Below are 2,614 nucleotides of genomic sequence, written 5' to 3'. Positions count from 1 at the left end.
CTGTTACTGACTGCAATGTCCGTACCATCAGCTTACGCCGATTCGCTTGCCGCCGCCCTCGTCAAAGCAGCGCCCACTGCCGACGCCAAGGTCATTGACCTGGCGGTCCGCGCGTCAAAATGCAGCATCGCTCAAGGCAAAGCCCCTGTCCAAAGGCTTGCGGTCATCGACTATTCCCTGCCTTCGACCGAACAACGGTTGTGGGTGTTCGATCTGAAGAAACGCAAGTTACTGTTCCATGAACTGGTGGCCCACGGGCGCAACACCGGCGAGAACATGGCCGTTAACTTCTCCAATAAGAACGAAAGCTTCGCCACCAGTCTCGGCTTGTACCGCACGCAGTCAAGTTATGTCGGGCAAAACGGCTACTCGCTGCGCATGGAAGGCCTGGAACCGGGTTTCAACGACAATGCATTTGACCGGGCTATCGTGATTCACGGTGCACCGTATGTCAGCCCGATGCTGGCCCGTGTGAATGGCCGGATCGGCAGAAGCCTCGGTTGTCCGGCAGTCAGACCGGCGATTGCGCATCGACTGATTGATTCGATGAAAGATGGGCAGCTGTTGTTTTCTTACTATCCGGATCAGCGTTGGTTGAAGACATCTTCTTATATCAATTGCGGCAGTGAGACCGTTGCGTCGGCGTCCAAATCAACTATCCGCAAGTAAATACCGCGTCCCCTCCCAGTCCTCGATAAGGCTTCACTCGTTAGTCTCGCCGTCAACGCCATGTTGACGGACCGGGAACAGAGGCATGCACTCCAACACTTCATTGTTCCAGCCCCCGAACGCTAATTAGTGTCTATTCTCCGCTCGGGGACGGCTCTGCGTTAGGCTTAGCCGATGAGATTCCATCAAAAAAGTCCGAGAACAATGAAAATTAWAAAAAGCACAATGATGCTCGGTGGCGCGCTCGCTCTATCGTTTGGCGTGCAGGCAGAACCATCGCATCTGGACAGCGTCATCCAGCAAGGCCAACTTCGCGTGTGCACCACAGGCGACTACAAACCCTACACCTACAAAGCCGAGAACGGCGAATACTCAGGTATCGACATCGCCATGGCCCAGTCACTGGCGGACAGCCTCGGTGTCAAAACTGAATGGGTACAGACCACCTGGAAAACCCTGATGCCCGACATGCTGGCGGGTAAGTGCGACATCGGCATGGGCGGGATTTCGGTCACACTGGAACGGCAGAAAAAAGCCTTCTTCAGCACCACCCTCGACGTCGATGGCAAGATCCCACTGGTACGCTGCGAAGATCAGGCGCTGTACCAAACCGTTGAACAGATTAACCAGCCCTCAGTGCGTCTGGTTGAACCGGCCGGTGGTACGAACGAGGCGTTTGTCCACGCCTTCCTGCCCAAGGCGCAACTGAGCCTTCACGACAACGTGACCATCTTTCAAGAACTGCTGGATAAGAAGGCTGACGTGATGATTACCGATGCGTCGGAAGCGCTGTACCAGCAGAAACTCAAACCCGGTTTGTGCGCGGTTAACCCCAGTCAGTTTATGCAGTATGGGGAAAAGGCTTACCTGCTGCCGCGAGACGACATCACCTGGAAGTTGTATGTCGATCAGTGGCTGCACCTGGCCAAGGTTACGGGAAAATATCAAAAAGTCCTGAGTCAGTGGATAGCGACGCCCGAGACTAAGTAGCCGTTGGATTATCCCCGTAGCAACTGGCGAAGCCTGCGTCCGCCTGCGTAGCAGTCGCTAACCCAACGCACACGGCACATCAGGCAAAACGCAAAACGGCGGAAACACTTCCGCCGTCGTTAATCGTCGTGCAACAAACCCGAACTGTACTCACCGAAGCTGTTGCCAAGCGCACTGCCATGGAAATTCATCTTATTGGTGATGCTGGTGGGGCCTGGACCAAAGCCGGCAGACGGCAGGGTGGCTTCCGAGTAATCGCTATGGGTACTCACACCCGAACAGGCGCTTAACAGCAACGCACCACCGATTAGCACGATTTTGACGAGATTCGAGATCATTTTTCAGTTCCCTGTGGGATTGAAGTGCGGTGATACGAGCTTGAGTCGTCATCCTAGACTGCAGATTCGCCGGGCATCATGAAACTTTGCGGGGCGACAGCGTTGGTTCAGCTAGGGCGGTTTCTGGGCGTGGAAGAGCGCGTTCCCACCCGACAGCCGCGGGAGACTTTAGCGTCTGCCGGTTTCTCCATTGCCCGGTTCGCCAACCCGCGTACGGCTACCACCACTCGTTTGGCGACAATTGAGTTGTAGCTCTCTTGAATTAATGGAGCTCCACATGAACGAGTACATGGCTTTAACCAGCAATGCCGACGATCTGCCAAGCCTTTTTGTAAACACCACACAACCTTTGCACTCCCTGCTCAGCACCGCCAGCTATAGAATTCGAGCCGTTACGCAGATTCTGGAAAATCTTGTGATGCGGGGTGATATCACCAGCGACTCGGTGATTCTCAGCGATTTCGCGCTGCTCTGTTGCATGCCCCTACGCGACGGCTGCGATGTGCTGGATGTCATTGCGCGACGTATGGATGCTGAACCGTCCTAACGTCACAGAGGGGCGCCCTCTCGGACGCCCCTTCGGCGTATTGGCGCTCAGCGGGAAGGGAGCTATGTCC

The 2,614-nt window shown here is 55.3% G+C and carries 4 protein-coding genes; 3 read left to right on the top strand and 1 reads right to left on the bottom strand.

Annotation, left to right across the window (positions count from 1 at the left end):
• Positions 1–669, top strand: a 669-nt coding sequence (locus tag AC1DRJ_RS24065) for a murein L,D-transpeptidase catalytic domain family protein (RefSeq protein ID WP_477804350.1), incomplete at its 5' end; no start/stop codon positions are given.
• A 204-nt stretch (positions 670–873) separates the two neighbouring features.
• On the top strand, positions 874–1,659 hold the full coding sequence (locus AC1DRJ_RS24060; RefSeq protein WP_477804349.1) for a transporter substrate-binding domain-containing protein: 786 nt from the start codon (positions 874–876) through the stop codon (positions 1,657–1,659).
• A 119-nt stretch (positions 1,660–1,778) separates the two neighbouring features.
• Here the strand turns inward: AC1DRJ_RS24060 and AC1DRJ_RS24055 are convergent, their stop codons facing one another.
• The gene (locus tag AC1DRJ_RS24055; protein ID WP_477804348.1) at positions 1,779–1,997 is read right to left on the bottom strand and encodes a hypothetical protein; all 219 of its coding nucleotides are present in this window, start codon (positions 1,995–1,997) and stop codon (positions 1,779–1,781) included.
• A 277-nt stretch (positions 1,998–2,274) separates the two neighbouring features.
• On the opposite strand from AC1DRJ_RS24055, the gene AC1DRJ_RS24050 reads away from it, so the two are divergent.
• Positions 2,275–2,544 (top strand): short-chain dehydrogenase, encoded by a 270-nt coding sequence (locus tag AC1DRJ_RS24050; protein WP_477804347.1) that lies wholly within the window; start codon positions 2,275–2,277, stop codon positions 2,542–2,544.
• The last annotated feature ends 70 nt before the right edge of the window (positions 2,545–2,614 follow it).

Source organism: Pseudomonas sp. P5_B2, from assembly GCF_056400445.1.
This window is presented reverse-complemented; position numbering and strand designations above follow the sequence as displayed.